At 43.0% G+C, this 23152-nt stretch carries 24 protein-coding genes and 1 tRNA gene; 10 read left to right on the plus strand and 15 right to left on the minus strand.

Annotated elements, in window-relative coordinates; genetic code table 11:
- The first annotated feature begins 151 nt into the window (after window positions 1-151).
- Window positions 152-227 (plus strand) — tRNA-Asn (locus tag FTU00_RS02800).
- A 353-nt stretch (window positions 228-580) separates the two neighbouring features.
- Here the strand turns inward: FTU00_RS02800 and FTU00_RS02805 are convergent.
- The 11 genes from FTU00_RS02805 to FTU00_RS02855 form a co-directional block, all read right to left on the minus strand.
- Window positions 581-1234, minus strand: coding sequence for a tRNA-(ms[2]io[6]A)-hydroxylase (locus FTU00_RS02805; protein ID WP_180179037.1), 654 nt, complete (start codon window positions 1232-1234; stop codon window positions 581-583).
- A gap of 15 nt (window positions 1235-1249) precedes the next feature.
- Complete coding sequence (gene pdxJ / locus FTU00_RS02810; RefSeq protein ID WP_180179038.1) at window positions 1250-1975, minus strand: pyridoxine 5'-phosphate synthase; 726 nt, start codon at window positions 1973-1975, stop codon at window positions 1250-1252.
- Window positions 1976-1988: 13 nt separating this feature from the next.
- A complete protein-coding gene (locus FTU00_RS02815) occupies window positions 1989-2699 on the minus strand; it encodes a DNA repair protein RecO (protein ID WP_180068943.1) in 711 nt (236 codons plus the stop codon).
- Between the two features lie 11 nt (window positions 2700-2710).
- Window positions 2711-2908 (minus strand): NF038104 family lipoprotein, encoded by a 198-nt coding sequence (locus tag FTU00_RS02820; protein ID WP_180179039.1) that lies wholly within the window; start codon window positions 2906-2908, stop codon window positions 2711-2713.
- An 18-nt stretch (window positions 2909-2926) separates the two neighbouring features.
- Window positions 2927-3955 (minus strand): GTPase Era, encoded by a 1029-nt coding sequence (era, locus tag FTU00_RS02825; RefSeq protein WP_180179040.1) that lies wholly within the window; start codon window positions 3953-3955, stop codon window positions 2927-2929.
- On the minus strand, window positions 3955-4653 hold the full coding sequence (gene rnc / locus FTU00_RS02830; protein WP_004784515.1) for a ribonuclease III: 699 nt from the start codon (window positions 4651-4653) through the stop codon (window positions 3955-3957). The genes era and rnc overlap by 1 nt, the downstream gene beginning before the upstream one ends.
- The gene (locus FTU00_RS02835; RefSeq protein WP_034171224.1) at window positions 4625-4996 is read right to left on the minus strand and encodes a DUF4845 domain-containing protein; all 372 of its coding nucleotides are present in this window, start codon (window positions 4994-4996) and stop codon (window positions 4625-4627) included. Before FTU00_RS02835 ends, rnc begins: the two co-directional genes overlap by 29 nt.
- A 24-nt stretch (window positions 4997-5020) precedes the next feature.
- Window positions 5021-5848, minus strand: coding sequence for a signal peptidase I (gene lepB / locus FTU00_RS02840; protein ID WP_004784518.1), 828 nt, complete (start codon window positions 5846-5848; stop codon window positions 5021-5023).
- Window positions 5849-5869: 21 nt separating this feature from the next.
- A complete protein-coding gene (gene lepA / locus FTU00_RS02845; RefSeq protein ID WP_004784519.1) occupies window positions 5870-7687 on the minus strand; it encodes a translation elongation factor 4 in 1818 nt (605 codons plus the stop codon).
- Between the two features lie 260 nt (window positions 7688-7947).
- Complete coding sequence (locus tag FTU00_RS02850) at window positions 7948-8433, minus strand: thioesterase family protein (RefSeq protein ID WP_179992701.1); 486 nt, start codon at window positions 8431-8433, stop codon at window positions 7948-7950.
- Between the two features lie 127 nt (window positions 8434-8560).
- A complete protein-coding gene (locus FTU00_RS02855) occupies window positions 8561-9946 on the minus strand; it encodes a Do family serine endopeptidase (RefSeq protein ID WP_125279350.1) in 1386 nt (461 codons plus the stop codon).
- A 236-nt stretch (window positions 9947-10182) separates the two neighbouring features.
- Here FTU00_RS02855 and nadB point away from each other — a divergent pair, with 236 nt between their 5' ends.
- Entirely contained in the window at window positions 10183-11811 is a 1629-nt protein-coding gene (gene nadB / locus FTU00_RS02860) for an L-aspartate oxidase (RefSeq protein ID WP_180179041.1), read from the plus strand.
- 120 nt (window positions 11812-11931) lie between these two features.
- Here the strand turns inward: nadB and FTU00_RS02865 are convergent, their stop codons facing one another.
- The 4 genes from FTU00_RS02865 to pabC form a co-directional block, all read right to left on the minus strand.
- On the minus strand, window positions 11932-12372 hold the full coding sequence (locus tag FTU00_RS02865) for a PaaI family thioesterase (RefSeq protein ID WP_179992698.1): 441 nt from the start codon (window positions 12370-12372) through the stop codon (window positions 11932-11934).
- 90 nt (window positions 12373-12462) lie between these two features.
- On the minus strand, window positions 12463-13062 hold the full coding sequence (gene tmk, locus FTU00_RS02870; protein ID WP_180179042.1) for a dTMP kinase: 600 nt from the start codon (window positions 13060-13062) through the stop codon (window positions 12463-12465).
- Between the two features lie 2 nt (window positions 13063-13064).
- Complete coding sequence (gene mltG / locus FTU00_RS02875; RefSeq protein ID WP_180179043.1) at window positions 13065-14123, minus strand: endolytic transglycosylase MltG; 1059 nt, start codon at window positions 14121-14123, stop codon at window positions 13065-13067.
- A gap of 1 nt (window position 14124) precedes the next feature.
- Complete coding sequence (gene pabC / locus FTU00_RS02880) at window positions 14125-14940, minus strand: aminodeoxychorismate lyase (RefSeq protein WP_180179044.1); 816 nt, start codon at window positions 14938-14940, stop codon at window positions 14125-14127.
- 161 nt (window positions 14941-15101) lie between these two features.
- On the opposite strand from pabC, the gene FTU00_RS02885 reads away from it, so the two are divergent.
- The 8 genes from FTU00_RS02885 to FTU00_RS02920 all read left to right on the plus strand — a co-directional run bounded on the left by FTU00_RS02885 (window position 15102) and on the right by FTU00_RS02920 (window position 23113).
- Window positions 15102-16112: a sulfate ABC transporter substrate-binding protein gene (locus FTU00_RS02885; RefSeq protein WP_180179045.1), complete on the plus strand. Its 1011-nt coding sequence runs from the start codon at window positions 15102-15104 to the stop codon at window positions 16110-16112.
- 173 nt (window positions 16113-16285) lie between these two features.
- The gene (locus FTU00_RS02890) at window positions 16286-17302 is read left to right on the plus strand and encodes a sulfate ABC transporter substrate-binding protein (protein ID WP_180179046.1); all 1017 of its coding nucleotides are present in this window, start codon (window positions 16286-16288) and stop codon (window positions 17300-17302) included.
- Between the two features lie 30 nt (window positions 17303-17332).
- Window positions 17333-17938: an alpha/beta hydrolase gene (locus tag FTU00_RS02895; protein ID WP_180179047.1), complete on the plus strand. Its 606-nt coding sequence runs from the start codon at window positions 17333-17335 to the stop codon at window positions 17936-17938.
- Between the two features lie 86 nt (window positions 17939-18024).
- Entirely contained in the window at window positions 18025-18858 is an 834-nt protein-coding gene (gene cysT, locus FTU00_RS02900) for a sulfate ABC transporter permease subunit CysT (RefSeq protein ID WP_004784537.1), read from the plus strand.
- Window positions 18855-19748, plus strand: coding sequence for a sulfate ABC transporter permease subunit CysW (cysW, locus tag FTU00_RS02905; RefSeq protein ID WP_180179048.1), 894 nt, complete (start codon window positions 18855-18857; stop codon window positions 19746-19748). Before cysT ends, cysW begins: the two co-directional genes overlap by 4 nt.
- 11 nt (window positions 19749-19759) lie before the next feature.
- A complete protein-coding gene (locus tag FTU00_RS02910; protein ID WP_125279340.1) occupies window positions 19760-20821 on the plus strand; it encodes a sulfate/molybdate ABC transporter ATP-binding protein in 1062 nt (353 codons plus the stop codon).
- Window positions 20822-20873: 52 nt separating this feature from the next.
- A complete protein-coding gene (locus tag FTU00_RS02915; protein WP_179992692.1) occupies window positions 20874-21797 on the plus strand; it encodes a CysB family HTH-type transcriptional regulator in 924 nt (307 codons plus the stop codon).
- A 119-nt stretch (window positions 21798-21916) separates the two neighbouring features.
- Entirely contained in the window at window positions 21917-23113 is a 1197-nt protein-coding gene (locus FTU00_RS02920) for an outer membrane protein transport protein (protein WP_180179049.1), read from the plus strand.
- The last annotated feature ends 39 nt before the right edge of the window (window positions 23114-23152 follow it).

Genomic DNA, 23152 nt, shown 5'->3' on the forward strand with positions numbered 1-23152 from the left:
TTTCAATCTAGCAAGTGAAATTTATTCTGACAAGCATTTTTTAAGAATTTAATGCAATCGTTTAAATTAAAATCAGATAAGTGCAATTTGTAATAAATATGACAGTTTTTGCTTGACCCTTGGTAAAATCTCTCTATAATCGCATTCAGATTCTCCCATAGCTCAGTCGGTAGAGCGACGGACTGTTAATCCGCAGGTCCCTGGTTCGAGCCCAGGTGGGAGAGCCAGATTCAAGAAAGCCCGCAGCATTAAAGCGGGCTTTTTTATTGCCTGAAATTTCATTTATAAAATGATTTAATTCTTCTTATCTCATATATATTCTCACCCTGCCCTTTTATTTATCTGGTTAGATTAGCTTATATTTTCGTTTGATCAAATGTGTTGTTATAAGTCGTTATTCTAAAATTGACGACAGCCTTTGCTATCTTGCACTTCAAGTTTTTCCTTCTAATCAAATTATAATATGCTTAGGCTATTTCAAATTCTTTCAATAGATTAATAAGCTAGGCAGAGACTCTTATATTTATAAAAAATCCCCCGATTTGGAGGATATTTTTTGATGTCTTAATTGAGTAGCTTTTTAAGCTACTTTTGCAGGCACACCACTATGGAAACGGAACATTTCATCTGGACTGAGAATCAGATTCTTTTCCACTTCCCGGATATGCTCAATTCGGCTTTGAATATCTTCTTGCGGATTTTTCAGTTTTTCAGTTTTAGCCACATCTAAAGCTAAGGCCAAGTAGTCCTCAAAATGACGAGATTCAGATTTTAGTAGATAACGGTAGTAACGCCCTAACTCGTCATCCACCAGCGGTGCAAGCGCATAAAAACGCTCACAAGAACGTGCTTCTACAAAAGCACCTATCACCAGCACATCAATTAATGCTTCTGGTTCATAGGTCCGGATTTCCTTACGCAAACCACCCGCATAACGCCCTGCACTGAGTCCAATCCATTGCTGGCCACGCTTATTCATGAATTCCAGCACCTGCTCATAGTGCAGCATTTCTTCACGTACCAGCTGCGCCAGTTTCACCTGTAAATCTACAAAGAAGCTATAGCGGAACATCAAGTTCATTGCTGTACTGGCTGCTTTCTTCTCACAGTTGGCATGATCCTGCATCAGGATCTCCAGATTCTGTAATGCCTCATCGAGCCAGGCTTTTGGAGTTTCACAACCTAAGAAGCCGATGACAGGCTTCATCAGTTCATCATAATCAATATTTGACATATATTTTTTGCAATCTTAACGCGCAGCTTTAATTGCAGCCTTCATTTGTTGCACAGCTTGCGCCAGACCAACAAAAACTGCATCTGCAATAATCGAGTGACCAATATTTAATTCATGAATTTGAGGAATTGCAGCAATTGGAGTGACATTATCTAGGTTCAGACCATGACCTGCATTGACCACCAGACCTTTAGAAGCCGCATACTCTGCCCCTTTGATAATACGCTCTAGTTCAGCCTGCTGTGCTTCAGGTGTTGCTGCATCGGCATAAGCACCTGTATGCAGCTCAATTGTAGGTGCACCACAAGCCACTGCTGCATCAATCTGGGCAATGTCTGCATCAATAAATAGCGACACATCACAGCCAATTGCAGACAATTCCTGGGTGGCTTTTTTTACATCTTCAAAATGACCAACCACATCCAGACCACCTTCAGTCGTCACTTCCTGACGTTTTTCTGGTACAAAGCAGACATGCTGCGGCTGGATTTCTTTAGCAATCGCCACCATTTCATCAGTTACGGCCATTTCCAGATTCATATGGGTAGTTAATACCGGACGCATACAACGTACATCTTCATCCTGAATATGTCGACGGTCTTCGCGCAAATGCAGGGTAATTCCCTCTGCACCGGCCTGCTCACAGATCAATGCAGCATTGACTGGGTCTGGGTACGTCGTACCACGTGCTTGTCTTAAAGTTGCGACATGGTCAATATTGACACCAAGTAATGCAGCCATAATATTTTCCTAACTACGATTGAGATTGAGAATTTTGGATCCACAATTGTCGACTTTTCAGTGGTCGGTCACCAAGCAAAGCAGTGATCACCTGTCGATATAGCTTCGTCAGTAATTGTAACTGTTCTGGATTAAAATCCCTACCATTTTCATAGTGCTGCATTGTTAAAATCTGCTGGCCTGACATGGTTGAGCGCAGGGCCTTGGCCGAAGGCATAAAACCTTCATTCAACTGAAAATAGTAATGTTGCAAGGGATTGATTTGTGCCTGATTGGCATCGACTGAAAAATCCAGTTCATAGCCAAGTTCTTCTAATAAGATATGTTCAAACTGGCGCAGAACCTGTTTTAAATAAGTATTGGGATTTTCCTGATCGGAGAGTTTTTGCAAGGCGGTCAACGTTTCGCCATATTTGGCAAAGGTCAGCGGCATTTGCACTTCAAGCGGACATAAACGCAACAGGATTTCATTCAGATAAAAGCCAGAAAAGAAGGCATCACCGAAAAAAAAGATCGGCTGATTAACAATTTCTAATTTGGTGAAATTTTTAAGTTCAGATTTGCCCGAGGCCAGCAGGCTGATGGGTTGATATTGTGGTGGAGGATTTTGTCTCAGTATCCCATCAATACGGCCATACTCTTGGGTAAATAAATGCACAATATGACTGCGATCGCGATATTTACGATGATGAATCAAGTATCCATGCAGCACTTCATTACGCATAGGCCGCTTCTTTAATCTTTATTCTTTTTTGATTTTTTCTCGTCTTCTTCGTCATCCCCATCAGGAATGGCGGCGCCCACAACAGCCGCGGTCCCTTTGACCGCGTACTTTGTGGTTTTATAGGCAACTTTGGCAGGAACGGTCACTACTTTATGAATACAGCCTTGCAAGAATAAAACACATGCAAAGACTACCAGAAATTTCATCATGATCCGTTCCCGTCCAATTTAAATGTCGCTATAACCTAGACTTTTCAGTGCCCGCTCATCATCAGACCAGCCGCCTTTGACTTTCACCCAAAGCGTTAGCATGATTTTCTGCTCGAACATTTTTTCCATGTCGACACGAGCATCCATACCGATTTTTTTCAGCTTGGTGCCTTTTTCACCAATCACAATGGCTTTCTGGCCAGCACGATCAACGAAAATAGTCGCATCAATATAAGTACATGCCGGCTTCATACGACCTGTTTTTTCGTTCAGGGTCGGCTCTTCAGTTTTGAAAGATTCGATCTGAACAGTTAAATCGTATGGCAGTTCTTCACCTAACTGACGCATGATCTTTTCACGGATAATTTCAGAAGCCAGAAAACGTTCTGAACGATCAGTGAGCTGATCCAGTGAATATAGCGGTGGCTGGAATGGCAGGTACTTGGCAATCGTATCGCGTAAGTGTTCGAGGTTGGCACCACGAAGTGCAGACACTGGTACGATTTCAGCAAAGTTCATCAGTTTGGCACGTTCACGAATCAGCGGTAAGGCCTCATTCTTGTTCTCGAACGTGTCCAGCTTGTTGATCACCAGAATGACTGGCATATCCGCATTTTTTAATTTCTCCAGAACAAGCTCATCGTTCTGGGTCCATTTCTGTGCATCAACTACAAACAGTACCAAGTTCACGTCACGCAATGCAGAGTGCGCAGCTCGGTTCATCATTTTATTGATGGCACGCACTTCTTTTTTATGCATCCCCGGTGTATCAACAAATACCGCCTGAGACTTTTCACGTGAATCAATCCCTACGATTTTATGACGTGTGGTTTGTGGTTTACGTGAAGTAATTGAAAGTTTCTGGCCCAGTAAGTGGTTCATCAAGGTTGATTTACCCACGTTTGGACGTCCGACAATCGCCACGAAACCGCTACGATAATCAGAAGGAATTTCAGTACCCTGTGCACTGAAAAATTGACTAATCAAGTCATTGCTGTCGCTTTGCGACTCGTGATCAGCATCAATGTGATCGGAATGAGTAGTCATTAAGACTTATGCTCCAAATGTTTTAAAATATCTGCCGCAACCGCCTGTTCAGCGAATCGTCGGCTTGAACCTTCACCGGCCATGACCGGCAAGCCTTCTACCTGGCATTCCACTTTGAAATGCTGGTTCGGGGCATCACCCTGAATATCTACAACCTCGTAAACTGGGAGAGGTTTTTTACGTGCTTGTAAATATTCCTGTAGGCGTGATTTAGGGTCTTTCAGCTGGTCAGTTGGTTCTATATTGTCTAAATACGGCTCGTACCATTTTAGCACAATCGCCTGTAGTACAGTGAGATCACCGCAATCCACATAGATCGCACCAATGATGGCTTCGACCGTATCCGCAAGTATAGACTCACGATGATGACCACCCGATTTCAGCTCACCCGTACTGAGAATCAGGTTCTGACTCAATTTTAGATCATTGGCAATTTTCCCTAACGCTTCCTGTCGGACAAGAGTCGCACGCATACGCGTCAGACGGCCCTCGTTTTCCTGCGGGTAAGCAGTAAAGAGATAATTGGCTATGATCATCCCTAAAAGAGAATCGCCTAGAAATTCTAGGCGTTCATAGTTGTGTTTATGACTGACTGAACGATGGGTCAATGCCAGTTTTAACAGATCAGCTTGTTTAAACTGATAGCCGATCCGTTTGGCAAGACGCTCATCATTTAGTTTTGACTGTGCTTTGATCAAAATCTTTCTCAAACTTCATCACTAAATCGATATTCATTATAAAATTCTTGCGAATTTCATAATTCTTGTGCACCTGTAAACCATCAGTGTTGGTTACCTTGGCAATTTCATCAAACTTCAGATCGCGAATATTGTTCATTTCTAAACGCTGACCCATCTGCTGACGAAATTTTTCTGGTGCAATATTTGCCGGAGAACTCTTTAAAAGTTCCTCAATCTGATTGTCCACCATACGATCATCAAAGTATGGCCCCCAAACTGCAATCGCCACTTTGGCAAGAAAAGCAAACCCCACGATTGCAAATAAAATTCCAATATACGAAGCACCTTGTTGATGTTTCATTTTTTATTTTCCTGACTGAAATAATTAATCGATTATTCCGTTTCGACTAAACGATGGCAGTTTAAAGCCAGGTTCTTTATGCATCCAGATATAGAATGCGCGACCTGTTAAGTTTTCTTCCGGAACAAAGCCCCAGAAACGACTGTCAGCACTTTGATCGCGATTATCCCCCATCGCAAAGTAATGGCCTTCTGGAACTTTCACTTCCCAATATAAACCATTTTCAGCTGAAAACTTACCATTTTCTATATAGTTAAGAAATGGAGCCTGACGAGCTACATTGACTCCTTCCAGTTCACGCATAGTGAAAGTATGTTCACCAATGGTTTCTTTATGATAAATCGAATTTGGTGTATCCAGGCGATCTTTTTCACGACTGAATTCTACCGGAACTTTTGCTACTTTCTCACCATTAATGGTTAACTGACCATGATCATAAACAATATGATCACCTGGCAAACCAATTACACGTTTGATATAGCTAATCGTTGGTTGTGGCGGATAACGAAAGACCACGACATCGCCACGTTCCGGACTACCTGTATCCAGAATTTTTGTATTTACAATCGGTAATTTCACGCCATAGTCAAACTTATTGACCAGAATAAAATCACCGGTTTCCAGTGTTGGAACCATAGAATCTGATGGAATATTGAAAGGTTCGTACAGGAAAGAACGCAATACTAAAACGACGGCCAAAACCGGCCAGAAATCATAAGCCCAGGTAATAATGAAGTTTTCATTGCCCTTGCCTTTGGTCTGTCGTTGTTTCAGAACAAATTTATCCAGCAACCAGACCGCGACGAAAAATAAGGTCGCAGGAACAAGAATCAAATTAAAATCAAAATCCATGGGCTTATTATCCTTATAGTATTAGCGTTCGACTTTCAGTACAGCTAAGAACGCTTCTTGTGGAATTTCAACGCTACCCACCTGTTTCATACGTTTCTTACCTTCTTTCTGTTTTGCAAGAAGTTTCTTCTTACGTGATACGTCACCACCATAACATTTTGCCAATACGTTTTTACGCATTGCTTTTACAGTAGAACGGGCAATAATTTGCGCACCAATGGCCGCCTGAATTGCCACATCAAACATCTGACGAGGAATCAGGTCTTTCATTTTTTCAACCAGTGCAATTCCACGGTGACGTGCATCCTGGCGATGGCAAATCATTGCTAAAGCATCGACTTTTTCACCATTGATCAGGACATCCACTTTCACCAGTGATGAACTTTCAAAACGCACAAAGTTGTAATCTAGTGACGCAAAACCACGTGAACAAGATTTCAATTTATCAAAGAAATCCATCACCACTTCGGCCATTGGAATTTCAAAAGTAACAGAGACCTGATTCGCCATGAACTTCATGTCTTTTTGTACACCACGGCGCTCAATACATAGGGTCATGACATTACCCAGGTATTCTTGTGGTACCAGAATATGACACTCTGCAATTGGTTCACGCAGGTCTTCAACAGTTGAACCATCTGGCATTTTTGAAGGGCTGTCGATGTAAATGGTATTGCCATTTTTCATCACTGCTTCATAAATTACCGTTGGTGCTGAAGAGATCAAATCCAGATCGTATTCACGTTCTAGACGCTCCTGTACGATCTCCATGTGCAGCATACCTAAGAAGCCACAGCGGAAACCGAAGCCTAGAGCATCAGAACTTTCTGGTTCAAAGAACAGCGCAGAGTCATTGATTTGCAGTTTATGCAATGCTTCACGGAAAGGTTCAAAATCACTGGAATCGATTGGGAACAGGCCCGCATATACCTGTGGTTTTACTTTTTTGAAACCAGGTAGTGTTGGAACTTCTGGAGTAGTTGCCAGTGTAATGGTATCACCCACTGGTGCGCCAAAAATGTCTTTAATACCGGCAATCACGAAACCAACTTCACCCGCTTCAAGGATATCGGTTTCAGTATGCTTCGGATTGAAAATACCGACTGAAGTGATGATATGTGTCTGACCAGTCGATTTCACCAGCATCTTGTCGCCCTTGCGAACACGACCCTGTTTCACACGAACCAGAGATACTACGCCCAGGTAGTTATCGAACCATGAGTCAATAATCAACGCTTGCAGCGGTGCATCACGTTCACCTGTTGGTGCAGGAATGACATTCACCAGCGTTTCAAGCACACCTTCAATACCTAGGCCAGTTTTTGCTGAACAGGTCGGTGCTTCAGTCGCTTCAATCCCGATAATATCTTCAATTTCCTGAATTACACGTTCGGGTTCAGCTTGTGGCAAGTCAATTTTGTTCAGTACTGGTAAAACTTCCAGACCCTGCTCAATGGCGGTATAGCAGTTTGCAACAGACTGCGCTTCTACACCTTGTGCTGCATCTACCACCAGTAGTGCACCTTCACAGGCCGCCAAAGAACGTGAAACTTCATAAGAGAAATCCACGTGTCCCGGGGTATCAATGAAGTTCAACTGATACTCTTGGCCATTTGGATGGGTATAGTACAAGGTGACCGAAGCCGCTTTGATGGTAATCCCACGTTCGCGTTCAAGTTCCATAGAATCAAGAACTTGAGCCTGCATTTCACGATCCTGCAAACCACCACAAGTTTGAATAAAACGATCTGCCAGAGTCGATTTACCGTGGTCAATATGCGCAATAATCGAGAAGTTACGAATGTTTTTAATATCAACAGATTTTTTAGCTTGCGCCATGGGCTACCTTGAGAAAAAAACGCGTCATGCAATTTAAAAAGTCATTGCATAACAAAAGCCGAATAGAAATTGCCGAGGATTATAGCAGAATGGAGATACAGAAAAAGAATTATCTTTCTTCTCTCTCGCCTATCTTAAATACGTAACCGCTTTATGTTTTATTTTCTTTTCCTCAGCTTTTTTTCAAGAAAACAGCTTGTTAAATGGGTTGCCTCCTATTTGGTAGCTACTCTCTATTCAATCTCGATATCATCACCTTATTAGATTGATTCTTCTCTTATCGCCTTTGCTTCTTCACTCAAATATAAAGTAGAAAAATCATAAGGGTTAATACTGTCTGAGAGAGGCTGATAAGCTTGGGTAAAACTTGGCGACATACGCTTCGGTCGACCCGACGCAATTTCGATACAGGCCCACTGCGTGTTACCGGTAAATAGGATATTCTGATCCTGCGGACGATAAAATACATACTGTCTGAATGAATACAAGGCATTTAGATCACTTAACCAAGTTCGTAGAATCAGCTCATCCCCTTCAAATGCCGCCTTGCGATACTGGACATGATGTTCAACTGCAACCATGGCATGTTTAAGTTGCAGATACTCATTTAAACCGAGTCCTAATTGCTCGATATGCGCCGAGGCCACATCCTGCATCCACTGCACATAAACTACGTTATTCACATGTCCTAGACGATCAATATGTTCAGGTTGTACCTTTAAAACTTGGTCAAAAATACCGGTCACTTTTCTCTAATCCTTTATCGCAATTTTTTCTATATACAGAGTCTACAGAAATTATGCCTCGGGTAAATTGCGAAAAATAAAAAACCGCCTATACAAGCGGTCTTTTATTATTGAAGATTCATTTATTTTATGAAATGCGCATCCCGACAATGGCACGTTGACCCTGACGAATCAGACCGACACGGGCAACACTACCTTTTTTCAAATCTGCCACAGCTTCCACAAACTGGTTACTGTTCAAGATTGCTTTACCATTGATTTGAGTCACGACATCATTTGGCATAATCCGTGCCTGAGCTGCGATCCCATCTCTACGAACATCCTGAATGACTACACCACCCTTAATCTCTAAACGCTCTTTTTCAGCCGGGCTTAATTCCCGAATAGTAACGCCTAATACCGGACCTTTATTTGGCTGAGCCTGGTTACCTGCTTTGGCTGGCGTTTCATCTGGTGCAGTCGTGAGTGTTGCATTGATACTACGGCGTTTATCATCACGTAATACTTCTAACTGGATCTGCTGTTTAGGTGCAGAACGGTTCAAATAGTTCAGCAACTGACTAGTGCGTGAAATATCAGTACCATTGTATTTTAAAATCACATCACCGGCTTGCAGACCCGCTTTAGCCGCTGGCGAGTTTGGTGCCACCTGGGTAATTAAAGAACCTTCTGGCTTAGATAATTTATAAGATTCAGCCAAAGTACGGTCGATATCTTGCAGGCTTACACCCAGATAAGAACGGGTCACCTTACCATCACGTTTCAGCTGGTCAGCGACTTCCATAGCGACATCAATGGGAATCGAAAATGACAGGCCCATATAACCGCCCGTACCACTGAAGATTCGTGAGTTCACCCCAACCACTTCACCGCGCTGGTTAAATAGCGGTCCACCCGAGTTACCTGGATTCAGGGCCACATCAGTCTGAATAAATGGGACTGCGGTTTCGCCCATCATATTACGCATCTTGGCACTGACAATCCCGGCAGAAGCGGAGTAGTCAAAACCAAAAGGTGAACCGATTGCTAATACGGGTTCACCTACACGTAATTTATCGACATCACCAGTACGCAGTTCCGGGAAACCTGAACCATTGACTTTCAATAAAGCGACGTCAGTACGCTCGTCGCTTCCTACGACTGTCGCATCAATTTCCCGACGATCATTCAAGGTAATTGTCACTTTAGACGCATCTTCAACTACGTGGTGGTTGGTCAGCAGATAGCCATCCTTACTAATGAAGAAGGCACTCCCATATCCAGTTTTTTCCTGCGGTACACGTGGCTGCGGAATAATCACCTGATTACCAAAGAAACGGCGTAAAATTTCAGGAACCTGTTGTTGCAAGAGCTCTTCTTCGCTCATTTTCTTGACAACACTCACACTGACAACTGCCGGACTGACCTGATCAACCAGGTTAGAAAAATCGACGGGTGTTACTGCCTGTAACTGAGCAGCACTCATGGTAACAGTCGCTGCAAATAATCCTTTTTTTAAATCCAGAATTTTCATATAAATTATTCACCCAAATTGTTGATAAATTTATGTAAATAGGTTTTATCACAAACTTCATATATTTTAAGTAACAATATGTTCGAAAGCTTGAATGTTGGCAACCTTTAATTTTTCTAAAGCATTAAGTTAAAGCTTTTATTAATTTTTTTCATCAATAAATGAGCACTTAAACGCTTGCCTTTTGTACAAAAAAGCGCTCTGATTAACGGACTTTTTTCAATTAGCTGATGGACATGTCTAATTTTCCCCTTACCCATCATTTTGACGTGATCATTGTGGGCAGTGGTGGTGCCGGTCTTAGTCTAGCACTTTCTTTGCCTGAACATTTTAATATTGCAGTTCTTGCCAAATCCACCCTGACCGATGCCAGTACCTATTATGCACAAGGCGGCGTTGCAGCAGTACTGGATGAGACAGACTCGATTGAACAGCATATTGATGACACCATGATTGCAGGTGTACATCTGTGTGAAATGGATGCGGTGAAGCAGACGGTTGAAGGTGGTAAGCCTTCGGTGGATTTTCTGCTGAAACACGGCGTCCAATTTACCCTGGATGAGCAGGAACAATTACATTTGACCCGTGAAGGCGGCCATTCACAGCGCCGAATCATTCACGCAGCTGATGCGACTGGGCGTGCCATTTCTACCACGTTGGTACAGCGCGCTCAGGAAAAAGAAAATATTACCATCTTTGAAAATTACATTGCGATCGACCTGATCTGCTCACAAAAACTGGGCTTAGATGGTGAAAATCGCGCTTTAGGTTTATATGCACTCAATGAAGCAAGTGCACAAGTCCACACTTTCTTAGCACCATCTACTGCTCTGGCTTGTGGCGGTGCTATGAAAGCTTATCTTTATACCTCGAACCCTGATATCGCGACCGGTGATGGGATTGCGATGGCTTATCGTGCCGGTTGCCGGGTTGCCAATATGGAATTCAACCAGTTCCATCCGACCTGTTTATATCATCCGCAAGCCCGTTCATTCCTGATCACAGAAGCTATGCGTGGTGAAGGTGCGTATTTACGCCTACCTGATGGTGAGCGTTTTATGCTGCGTTTTGATGAGCGTGCTGAACTGGCACCACGTGATATTGTGGCACGCGCGATTGACTATGAAATTAAACGTCTGGGCATTCGTCATGTCTGGCTAGACATTACCCATAAAGATGAAAGCTTCATCAAGGAACACTTTCCAACCTTATATGCACGTCTGCTAGAGCTTGGGATCGACATCACCAAGGAAATGATTCCTGTGGTTCCTGCTGCGCATTATACCTGTGGTGGTGTGGTCGTAGATGAAAATAGCCAGACTGATATTGTCGGACTCTATGCCATTGGTGAAACGTCCTATACTGGCTTACATGGTGCTAACCGCATGGCCAGCAACTCACTTTTAGAATGTTTTGTATATGGCATGAGTGCTGCCAAACATATTCAGGAAAATTTCAAGGCAGATCAAGCTATCCCTGAAGTACCAGAATGGGATGATTCTCAGGTGACCAATCCTGATGAAGATGTAGTTATTCTGCAAAACTGGGACGAGCTGCGTCAGACCATGTGGAACTATGTGGGTATCGTCCGCACGACTAAACGTCTAGAACGTGCCCTGCACCGGATTGAGATGTTAAAGAAAGAAATTACCGAATACTATCAGGATTATCAGGTGAGCAAAAACTTGATCGAGCTGCGTAATCTGGTACTCGTTTCAGAGATGATTGTGCGTTGTGCCATGCAACGTAAAGAATCCCGTGGCCTGCATTTCACCCTAGATTATCCAGAATTGCTGCCTGAGCTACGCAAAACCGTACTAATTCCACCAAGTTTTGAAGTAGAAACTCCTTTGGTGAATGCTTAAAGATATAAATAAGGCAGATCATATTTTTAAATGTTATCTGCCTTTTCTTTGGCTGTGATTTTTTTAAGTTTTTAGAATAATCAGGTTATTTAAATAAAGCATATGATTTGTATGAGTTAATCAGCATTTTAAGGAATGTATGGGTTCTTTACGTGGTGGAACCGAATAGGTCGCTGTCACATGGGCAACCGGCTCTTCCTGATCAATCGAATAAATCCAAACTTCTCCCACAATGAGCGCCTTCCCCACTTTCATCAATTTACTTTCCCCTCGCAGATCGACTCCGCCTGAAGGTTTACGCAAAAAATTAATATTCAAGTTTGTGGTCACTGCTAGGCCAACCAGTCCAATCTCACCGAGAATGGCAATATATAAAGCCAGATCAGCCAAGGTCATCATAGTAGGGCCAGATACCGTGCCGCCGGGACGTAATTCCTGCTCACTCACTCGATACAGTACGGTTGCACCCTGAGGCACTACAGCTTCGATCTGGCACTTTTCCAGGCTCTGTGGAAATTCCTGCTGTAAAAACTGGATGATTTCTTCTCTTGTACTTTTCATCATGTTTTATCTTCCTGATTTATTCCAATATAGAGATTCTTCCTTGAAATAACTAGAGAAAAGTATGCCGAAAATATCTTTAGAATAAAATTATTTTAAATAAGACAGCGCCTGTTCAAACACCTGATCCGGTGTTTGAGTTGCATCCAGACATTTAATCCGCTCTGGATGACGCTGGCATAGTATTGCATATCCAGCGCGAACTTTCTCAAAGAAAGTAACTTTCTCTTGCTCAAACCGATCCAGCGCACCTCGGGCACGAGCGCGATTCATACCCAGTTCAATCGGTGCATCCAGCCAGAACGTAATATCTGGCATACGTTCCACAAAATTTTGATTTAACAGATTCAGCTTGTCTTCACTGAGTCCACGTCCTGCACATTGATAGGCAAAACTGGCATCACTGAAGCGATCACATAAGACAATTTTTCCAGCATTTAAAGCGGGTAAAATCACTTGTGCCAGATGCTGGGCTCGTGCCGCATACATCAACAATAACTCTGTATCATGGCACATCGCTTCTTCATGGTTTACGGCCAACAACAGTGAACGGATCTGTTCTGCCATTGGCGTACCGCCCGGTTCGCGGGTCAGCACGACCTCTTTACCTTGAGCAATAAAATCATCATAGATACGACGAATGAGTGTGGTTTTCCCTACACCCTCAGTGCCTTCAAAGCTGATAAACATGCTCATTCCTTATTTTTTGAACGTAAAACAGAGAGATATTCTTGCACTGCTCTATTGTGGTCTTGCAGACTGCTGCTGAATTTATGCCCACCATTACCCGTTGCAACAAAATAAATATTTTGTGAATTGTCCGGATGCATCGCTGCTTCAATAGCTTTTTTGCTTGGTAAGGCAATCGGTGTTGGTGGTAAGCCAGCCATGGTATAGGTGTTATAAGGTGTTGGAGTGCGTAGATCCTGACGAGTAATATTACCTTTGTAATTCTCACCCATACCATAAATCACGGTTGGATCTGTCTGTAGACGCATGCCGATTTTCAAACGGCGTACAAATACACCTGATACCTGTTGTAACTCGCTATCCAGACTGGTTTCTTTTTCAATGATCGATGCCATGATCAGCGCTTCATATTTATTCTGATATGGCAGATCTGAAGCACGTTTTTCCCAAGCCTGATCCAGAGACTTCATCTGGCGCTGATAAAGATCGGTCAGAATCTTGCGATCCGTTTCACCTTTGGCAAAGAAATAGGTATCTGGAGCAAACAGACCTTCAGGATGATTGAATGGAATATTAAGTTCTTTGAGCAATTGATCGGTTGGCAAATTCACCACTTCTTTAGTCACCAGATCATCTTTCTTTAAGGCATCAATCAGCTGTTTAAAGGTCGTGCCTTCGATGACCAGAATCCGGTTCATCTGAGCATTTTCTGCATTGGAAATCATGTCCAGCACTGCACGGATACTCATACCTTGAGGAATTTCATAAACACCCGCCTTCATGGTGTCATGAATCATGATGCGCTGATACAGCTTTAAAATAATCGGAAAGCTGACATAATTTTCTTTGGCCAGCCGATCAATAAATCCAGAATAGGTTTCACCGTTACTAATTGCCAGTAACTGTTTTTGACCTTCTACAGGATAATCTTTCCATAGGCTAGCTTTCAGGATTAACCCTAGAACCAGGAGTATCCCGATTAGAAATAGAACTATCCCTCTCATGAAACCAGGGCGTTTGGCATTATTTTTCTTTTTGGTTTTAGACTTGGAAGCTGACATATTAATAAGGCATCTGATTCAATCGAAGACGGTTAAAAAGTTCAATACAAGCATCTACATTTAAAGCACGCTGCTCAAATTGAGTGGCAATTTTCATCGGACTGAGCGCATTGCAGAAAAACAGACTGTCGATATGGGGAATTTCATCCATTTCCACATCACGCTGCTGACAGATAATGCCCTGATCCTGCATACGTTGCAAAATTTCTGCACGCATCACACCGAAGACGCCATTATAACGAAGTTCTGGTGTAATCCATGTATTGTTTATACGAATGAAGCAATTACTGCTCACCCCTTCAACAATTGTACCCTGCACATCAGTTACCAGTGCTTCCGGCCAGCCATGCTGATCCGCTTCCTGTTTAAGCAACACCTGTTCCAGACGGTTTAAGGTTTTCAGCCCCACCAGATTCGGCATACTGAGGCCAATGGCCTGTTGCAATACACCCGTCTGAATCTGCTCATAACTGAAGTCCTGTACTGTTTTCGGATAATAGAACACCCAAAGATCTGCCGGATGCTCTGGCAGGCTATAACCACGCTGTCCTATACCACGACTCAGTACAATCTTTAAGGTGCCGTTCAATTCATCTTCTGATTTCAATAACGCTTGCAAACTTTTTTCAATCAGGTCCAGATCAGCCTGCAAACTTAATTTTTGCTGGCTCATCCTTAAACGGGCTAGATGACGGTCTGCTAACTCGATCCGGTTTCGACGGATGCGAGCGGTAGTAAAGCAGCCATCACCATAATGAAAGGCACGATCCAGCACATCTATATCTTTGACGGGTTGAGCATTTTTTAAATACAGCATGCTTTTAAGGCCTCTCTGGTGACGGATAGAGCGATGAAATATAAGCTCTGTCTATATATCTGTTTTACTCACATAAAATTCGTTTTTAATTATTTTTTATGCAAAAAATCTCCAGCTATTCTTGCCCCATCCAACAAAACAAAGAAACATTTGAGGCAAATATGAACATCCGTAAATTAAAAATTGGGGTATTGACAGCACTTATTTCAGCAACCGCTTTTAGCGTATCTGCAAAAGACTTCCTAAACGTGTCTTATGACCCAACTCGCGAATTGTACGATAACTTTAATAAAGAATTCAGTGCTTACTGGAAAAAATCTACTGGTCAGGATGTGAACTTTAAACAGTCACATGGCGGTTCAGGCAAACAGGCACGTGCTGTCATTGATGGTCTGGATGCGGACGTCGTGACTTTGGCTCTAGCTGCAGATATCGATGAGATTGCAGCACGCGGCTTGCTACCAAAAGACTGGCAGAAAAAATTCCCGCAAAACTCGACACCTTATACCTCAACCATCGTTTTCCTGGTGAAAAAAGGTAATCCTAAAGGCATTAAAGACTGGGGCGATCTGGTGAAACCGGGCGTAGAAATCATTACGCCAAATCCGAAAACTTCTGGTGGCGCGCGCTGGAACTATTTAGCAGCTTGGGCTTGGGCGAAACATCAGCCAGGCGGTAATGATACTAAAGCTCAAGACTTTGTTCGCCAGATCTACAAACAAACTAAAGTACTCGACTCAGGTGCACGTGGTTCAACAACGACTTTCGCTGAACGTGGTATCGGTGATGTATTGCTGGCTTGGGAAAATGAAGCACATCTGGCGATTCGTGAACAGCCTGGCAAGTTTGAAATCATCACCCCTTCTTTGTCGATTCTGGCTGAGCCACCAGTGGCAATCGTTGAAAAGAATGCTAAAAAAGATGGCAATGAAAATCTGGCTAAAGCTTATTTGAACTACCTGTACTCACCTGCGGGTCAAACGGTTGCTGCAAAGAATTTCTACCGTCCACGTAATGCGGCAGTATTAAAACAATACAGCAATGTCTTTAAATCGCTGAAGCTGGTGACTATTGATAAAGAGTTTGGCGGTTGGGACAAGGTACAGAAAAAACACTTTGCCAATGGCGGTATCTTTGATCAGATCGTAAAGGCAAATAGCACAAAATCGTAATAATAAATGTCTATGCAATGGCCTTATTGAATAAGGCTATTGTTGTTTCAAATACTTATAAAATCTTTTATCTTATATTTTCATATAAAATTCATTTTTAATTATTTTTTATGCATAAAGAATAGGTTTATTCTTCACTCATGTTACAAAACGTGTAAGAGTTTGAGGTTCACATGAGCATTTCAACAAAACTAAAACTAGGGGTTCTTGCTGCTGTTATTTCAGCAACTTCGTTTTCTGCTGCAGCACGCGACTTTTTGAATGTCTCTTATGATCCGACGCGTGAACTCTATGAAGACGTCAACAAAGAATTTGGTAAATACTGGAAAAGCCGTACTGGCCAAAGCATCAACTTCAAACAGTCACATGGTGGTTCAGGTAAACAGGCGCGTGCCGTGATTGATGGTCTGGATGCCGATGTCGTAACGTTGGCATTAGCCGCTGACATTGATGTACTGGTCGAAAAAGCCAAACTGTTACCTGCAGACTGGCAGAAAAAATTACCACAAAACTCAACACCATACACTTCTACCATCGTATTCCTGGTACGTAAAGGCAATCCAAAGGGCATCAAGGATTGGGGTGATCTGGTAAAACCGGGTGTAGCGATTATTACACCAAATCCTAAAACTTCAGGCGGTGCACGCTGGAACTATTTAGCAGCTTGGGTATATGCCAAACATTTACCGGGTGGTAACGACAAAACTGCACAAGAATTTGTTCGTAAAATCTATAAACAAACCAAAGTACTTGACTCAGGCGCCCGTGGTTCAACCACCACTTTTGCTGAACGTGGTATCGGTGACGTATTACTGGCGTGGGAAAATGAAGCACATTTAGCCCTTCGTGAACAACCGGGCAAGTTTGAAATTGTGACTCCTTCCCTGTCAATTCTGGCTGAGCCACCTGTGGCGATTGTTGAAAAGAATGCCAATAAAAAAGGCAACAAATACCTGGCCCAAGGTTATTTAAACTTCCTGTACTCCCCACTGGGTCAGGAAATCTCAGCACGTAACTTCTATCGCCCACGTAATGAAAAAGTGCTGGCGAAATATAGCCAAGTCTTTAAGCCATTAAAACTGGTGACTATTGATCAGGAGTTTGGTGGCTGGGATAAAGTACAGAAATCCCACTTTGAAAATGGTGGTGTTTTTGACCAGATCGTTAAAGCTAACAGCGCAAAAAAATAATTTAAGCTGATTTCATACAGGAGCATCGACATGACTCATACGCTTATTGTTCCCGGTGTAGGTGGCAGTGAATACAATCACTGGCAAACCTGCCTGCAACACCGGCTCATGCGTTGCTCCCGTGTACAGCAAAAAGACTGGAATCATCCGGTACTGGATGTATGGGTCGCAGAATTTGTTAAAACCCTGCAAGCCATTCCAGATGATGTACAAATTGTGGCACATAGCTTTGGCTGTTTGACCAGCATGGCAGCACTGGCCCAGCATCCTGAACTGAATACTAAAGTCAAAAATCTGGTGCTGGTTGCACCTGCCAATCCGGTACGTTTTGGGGAAAATGGTTTTGCCCGTGATAGCCAGACAGATTACAGTGCCTATTTTCAGCAGCTCAAGATTCAGGCTCCAACGACTTTGTTGATCAGTGAAAATGATCCATGGCTAAGTTTTGAAGATGCTCAGGTTCTGGCGAAAGCCTGGAAGATCAAACCGATTAATCTGGGAGCTGTAGGCCATGTCAATGTTGCTTCCGGTTTTGGTTCTTTCCCTGAAATTGAACAATATTTGATTTCAGAAAAGGCTATGCACCATATCAGCAAAGTTGATGAGAGCAAGTATTATTTTAAATTTGCATTTTAGTCCCTGCAAATTATGCTTGTGCCGATTCTATTTTCTAATTTTCGCTGGTTAACTTTAACCAGCATTCTCTCTTTTGAGGAGTAATCATGTCGCAGCGATCCCGAGTGCTGCCAGGATTTGGTCTTTCTCTAGGCTTTACCCTAGCGTATTTGTCATTAATCGTTCTGATCCCGCTATCTGCCGTTTTTATTAAATCACTCGGCATTGGCTGGGAAGGCTTATGGGAAATCCTGAGCTCTGAACGTATCTTGAAATCATTACAGCTAAGCTTTAGTTCAGCCATTATTGCTGCTTTGATTAATGTAGTTTTTGGCCTGTTACTGGCATGGTGTCTGGTGCGTTATAGCTTTCCGGGCAAACGTATTGTCGATGCACTGGTCGATCTGCCTTTTGCCCTGCCAACCGCAGTTGCCGGTATTGCTCTGACTTCTTTATATGCACCGACTGGCTGGATTGGTCAGTATTTAGATCCAATCGGCATCAAGGTGGCTTATACCCCGATCGGTATTACCCTGGCCTTGATCTTTATCGGTATTCCTTTTGTGGTCCGTACGGTACAGCCGGTTCTTTCTGATTTAGAAACTGAACTGGAAGAAGCGGCTTCTGCACTCGGTGCGAACCGTTTTCAGATCGTCACCAAAGTCATTTTCCCAATTCTGCTGCCAGCACTGATCACAGGTTTTGCTTTGGCCTTTGCACGTGGTGTCGGTGAATATGGCTCGGTGATCTTCATTGCCGGTAACCAGCCTTTTGAAACTGAAATTGCACCGCTGATGATTATTTCCCGTCTGGAAGAATATGACTATGCAGGTGCGACCACAATTGCTGTAGTGATGCTGCTCATTTCCTTTGTAATGCTCTTCCTGATTAACTTATTGCAAGCTTGGGCGAGCCGCCGTACCGGGAGAACTGCACGATGAGTTTAAATACCAACAGCAATGCGCTGGCTGAAAAATTGCAATCCCGCGATGCGACCCGTGAGCCGACCTGGGTACGTTATACCCTGATTGCGATTGCACTGATCTTCTTTTTAAGCTGCCTGATTCTGCCTTTGGTTCTGGTCTTTGTTGAAGCGTTTAAACAAGGCATTGGCGTATATACACAGGCACTGGTACATCCAGATACTTTATCTGCGGTCAAACTGACCTTGCTAACGGCTGTGATCGCAGTACCAATGAATGTAGTATTCGGTGTAGCTGCAGCCTGGTCAGTGGCGAAGTTTAATTTCCCGGGTAAATCAATTTTAACCACCATTATCGATATGCCTTTCTCGGTATCACCTGTTATTGCAGGTTTGATGCTGGTACTGATTTTCGGTACTCAAGGCTGGATGGGTGGCTGGTTGATGGATAATGACATCAAGATCCTTTACGCCGTTCCTGCGATTGTTCTGGCAACGATCTTCATTACCGTACCTTTTGTAGCACGTGAGCTGATCCCTTTAATGGAAGCGCAAGGTACTGAAGAAGAAGAAGCTGCGATTGTACTCGGTGCATCTGGCTGGCAAACCTTCTGGAAAGTGACCCTGCCAAATATCAAATGGGGTCTGATTTACGGCGTAATTCTGTGTAATGCCCGCGCCATGGGTGAGTTCGGTGCAGTATCAGTGGTTTCTGGCCATATCCGTGGTGAAACCAATACTTTGCCGCTACACGTCGAAATTCTATATAACGAATATACCTTTAGCGCTGCGTTTGCCGTGTCATCGCTCCTGGCTCTCCTCGCAATTGTGACTCTGGTTCTGAAAACCTGGGTCGAACTGCGCCAGGAAAAACAAGACAAACGTAATGACGATTCAACAGTTTCTTAAGGAATGCCCACATGAGTATTCAAGTTAAAAATATTGAAAAACACTTTGGTGCATTCCATGCACTGAAAAACATTTCCCTAGATTTCCCAGACGGCCAGTTAGTTGCCCTGCTCGGTCCATCCGGCTGTGGCAAAACTACCCTGCTGCGTATCATCGCAGGTCTGGAATCTGCTGACGGTGGTCAGGTAATTCTGGAAGGACAGGATGCAACCAATGTTCACGTTCGTGAACGTGAAGTGGGTTTTGTATTCCAGCACTATGCCCTGTTCCGTCATATGACTGTATTCGATAACGTGGCTTTTGGTCTGCGTGTACGCCCACGTTCAACCCGTCCATCGGAAGCAGAAATCAAAAAGCGCGTGACTCGTTTGCTTGATCTGGTTCAGTTAGGTTTCCTGGCAGACCGTTACCCGGCTCAGCTTTCTGGTGGTCAGCGTCAGCGTATTGCTTTGGCTCGTGCACTAGCCGTTGAGCCACGTGTACTGTTACTGGATGAACCGTTCGGCGCGCTAGATGCCAAAGTCCGTAAAGAACTGCGCCGCTGGTTACGTACCCTGCATGATGAACTGCACATTACTTCAATTTTCGTCACTCACGATCAGGAAGAAGCCTTAGAAGTTGCAGATCAAATCGTAGTGATGAACAAAGGCAATGTAGAACAGATCGGTTCACCACGTGAAGTGTATGAAACACCGAAAACCCCATTCGTGTTTGATTTCCTGGGACAAGCCAACCGTTTCGAAGGTCAAAATAATGGCGGCATTATTCAGCTAGGTGAAGACCGTATCCAGTTTGATGCCGCTAAACAGGCAGCTCAGGGTAATGTCATTGTCTTCGCTCGCCCGGATGAACTGCGTATTCATGCACAACCACAAGAGAATGCGATTCAGGCCACGTTCATTCGTGAACTCTGGATTGCAGGAAAAGTCGTTGCAGAATTGAATGACCGCCAAGGCAATCTGATTGAAATTTCACTGACACCAGAAGAAGCCCGCGCTCATCAATTCCGTCCGGATCAAACTGTTTGGTTGAGTGCATTAAATCTGCATTTATTTGAAAACCAGGTCGCGTAAGACTGCAAGATGGGGCTTTTAAATGCCCCATCCTCTTATAGAGTAAAGAATTATGAATTTCCAACAACTAAGAATTATTCGAGAAACTGTTAGACAGAATTTTAACTTAACTGAAGCTTCAGCCGCGCTTTACACTTCGCAGTCAGGTGTCAGTAAGCATATTAAAGATTTAGAAGATGAGCTTGGTGTACAGCTATTTATCCGTAAAGGTAAACGCCTATTAGGACTGACTGAACCAGGTCAGGCACTTCTTGGTATTGTAGAACGTATGCTGGTTGATGCAGACAATATTAAACGTCTTGCAGATGACTTTAACAAGGTCGATGAAGGTACATTAACGATTGCAACGACGCATACCCAGGCACGTTATGTATTACCGCCGATCGTGAATCAGTTCAAAAAAGAATTTCCGAAAGTTCATCTGATTTTGCAACAAGCCAGTCCAATGGAAATTACTGAAATGCTACTTCAGGGTGAAGCAGATATCGGGATTGCGACTGAAGCCTTAACGACTGAAGAAAATCTGGCGAGTGTGCCTTATTATAACTGGCAGCACAGTATTATTACGCCGCAAAATCACCCGCTAAATAGCAAAGAACAGATACGTATTGAAGACCTCGCTGGCTATCCGATTATTACTTATCATGGTGGTTTCACAGGCCGTTCTAAAATCGACTCAGCCTTTGAAGAAGCCGGTGTAGATGTTGATATTGTCATGTCAGCTCTGGATGCCGATGTGATTAAAACTTATGTCGAGCTCAACATGGGTGTCGGTATTGTCAATGATCTGGCTTATGATCCAGAACGTGACTATCGTTTGAAACAAATTAAAACTGATATTTTTGGGGTAAATACTACCTGGATCGCCGTACGTAAAGGCCACTTATTACGTGGTTATGGTTATGAGTTTATTTCTTTATGCTCACCAGATGCGGACATCAAGGCACTTAAAAAAGTGGCTTATCCAGATGAATAATATGGATTATGCTTTCTAAATTGAAGAGGCGTATTGCCTCTTTTTTTAATTTTAACAGTAGATTATTTCATTAAAAATCAAGCATAATTACAGTATAATTCAATAAATAAATTATATTAATGATGAGCTACAAATTTTCCCTCTTGGGATGTGGACTGATTTTTTCCGGGACAAGTTTTGCAGCAGCTTTTGAGCAATCCAATCAAACCATCCAGTCCTTTTTTGAAAAGGATCATTATGCCGAAGTGTCATTTGCCTGGACAAATCCCAATGTCAGCGGTCAGGTGCAGCATACCAAATTATTAGAACAATTTCAGGATTTTTCCACGGGTCAACTTGCGAATAATCAGCTGGTTGCCAATGCGGCATTAAAATTACAGCTTCACCCACAGATCTCTTCGGGACTCATTTACGATCAGCCCTTCCATGTCGATGTTGCATATCAATATAGTCCAGTTTTTGCAGGCGAACCTACAGAGATTGAAGCAGCCGATATTGAGTTTGATAGTCATAATCTGACTTCCATTCTTGGATATCAGCCTGATCCAAACTGGAATCTCTATGCAGGACTGAGTTATCAGACCTTAGAAGGTAATTTAAGTTTGGTAGGTGAATCTTTTTCAGTCTTTAATGGTTATCACGTTCAGCTTGAACAAAATGCTGACTGGGGTTGGCTCGCTGGAATTAGCTATCAAACTCCTGAGTATTTCTTTAGAAGTTCGCTGACTTATCGTTCAGCCATAAATCATCAACTGCAAATCACAGAATCACTTATAGTCGGCACAACTACGCCCAGCTTTACGAAAATACAAACACCTCAATCTATTAATTTAGATATTCAGAGCGGACTTCCCTCCCAGAATATTTTTTATGCAGGATTACGCTGGGTAAACTGGCAAGATTTTGTCATTCAACCACCAAAATTCGGTGCAGTGATTGATTATGCCGCTTTGGAGTTTCCTGAAGTGAAAGATATCAAGATGATTGATTATCAGGAGGATCAATGGTCGGCTAAATTTGGAATCGCCCATCAATGGCCTTCTTCTGTTATTCATTCTTTTGAAATCTTATGGGACTCAGGTACGGGAAATCCAGCTTCTACCTTGAATCCGAGTGACGGCTATTGGGGAGTGGGTTTGGGCTATTTTCAGAATTTTCTAAAACACTGGGATTTCGCTACAGGAATGTATTATTTAAAATTCCAAAAGCCTAAAACAGATACAAACGCTGCTATACCCCAGTTCGTAGGCTTATCTGCAGTGGATGATAACAATGTTTGGGTGGTCGGTATGAAGTTGGGCTATCACTTTCAATAGTTTTTAATAAATAAAAAAAAACGAGCCGAAGCTCGTTTT

Source organism: Acinetobacter sp. YH12041 (assembly GCF_013419975.1).
Classification (GTDB): Bacteria; Pseudomonadota; Gammaproteobacteria; order Pseudomonadales; family Moraxellaceae; genus Acinetobacter.